Genomic DNA, 1,400 nt, shown 5'->3' on the forward strand with positions numbered 1-1,400 from the left:
GTGCCGGTACCCGCAGCAGTATCGGTGCCGGCATGTGCGCCAGTACCGGTGCGGGTGCGAGTGTGCTGGCGAGACCCCCAACGGGAGCCACGTTGGCCACCGGATATGGCTCTGGGTAGGGGGTTCGGTGTGCGGACATGGCTGTATCCCCACAAGGCATGGCCTTTGGGGTCTGACACCCACCCGGGGGTGTTTTTCGAGAGGTGCGGGGGTCTGCTCCGGGTTTTGATCGTGCGGAGCGGGGCGATGTTTTCGCCTGGTCAAAGCTGGTGCGGTGGTGTTAGGCGGTGGCTGGGGCTGGCTCCCCCTCACCGTCCCCGCCGGTCTCAGCTTCTTGGCGGTTCTGGGTGTGGTGGTGCTCCCAGATCTGCTGGTTCGCCTTCACCTGCAGGCGGTGCTTGAGCCGGTTGTGGGTGGAGCAGAGCAGCTGCATGTTGTCCGAGCTGGTCGCCCCACCCTGGGAGAAGGCGATGATGTGGTCGAACTGCGACCAGCTACGCGGCATGTCGCAGCCTTCGTGCCACTCGCAGTGAAACTCCTTATACCCCGCCGCCTGGCGGACGGGGTCGGGGGCGCACCGGTGCTTCTGCCCCACGTCCAGGAGGGTTTTGCCTTCGGCGTCGGTCAGGAAGCGGCGCAACCAACTCTTCGGGGTGAGGCGGGAGATCATCTGGTCGGGGATGACCACCCCGTCCTCCGTCACCGCCGGCTCCGCAGTGGTGTCGCCGAGGTAGCGCTTGAGGGGCACGGTGATGTTCAACGTGACCACCGGCCGGGGCGCCTTCGCGCACGTGCGGTGGGCCAGGGCGGTCTCGAAGATGCGCATCATCGCGTCATAAGTGCGCTGGTGCTTGGGCACGGCGGCACTGTCGGGTCCGTAGGGTTCGGTGTAGGCGTCCAGGGCGGCCTGGATGAGCTGGTTATCCGCACCCGGCCCCCACATGCGCAGCAGGAATCCGCCTTCGAAGGTCGGCGAGAATTGGGCGCCACGGTTGTCGAAAGTCTCGTCGTAATCCCGGTCGGCCTTGTCGGGGTCCAGTTGGGCGACGAACCATTTCGCCGCGTCCCGCAACTGCCGCACTGACGCTTTCGGGCATTCCTTCTTATAGGCGATCAGCCCGAACTCCAGGCGGGCCCGGAAACCCTCCACATCGGGGTGGTCGGCTTTGAACGCCTCATCGGCTGTTTCCAGGACCTTGGCCCAGTCGGTCACAGCTTTTTCGGTGGAGGTCGCGATCGCGCACGCTTCACCCAGCGACAGGGCATCACCCTGGAACGCCTCATCCACCAGCGGGAGCTGCTGGCGGTGGACGGCGCGGGCCAGGGTGGCGAGGTTGCCGGCCTGGGCGGGGGTGGTGCCCCACTTGTGGGTGATCCACGCCTGGATACTGCGCTGGCCG

1 protein-coding gene is annotated in these 1,400 nt (G+C 66.4%); it reads right to left on the minus strand.

From position 1 onward, the window contains the following. Positions 1–280 precede the first annotated feature (280 nt). Positions 281–1,400: HNH endonuclease signature motif containing protein (locus tag BQ8420_RS05555; protein WP_087096732.1), on the minus strand; the 1,120-nt coding region annotated here is incomplete at its 5' end.

This window comes from Nocardiopsis sp. JB363, assembly GCF_900143625.1.
Classification (GTDB): domain Bacteria; phylum Actinomycetota; class Actinomycetes; order Streptosporangiales; family Streptosporangiaceae; genus Nocardiopsis.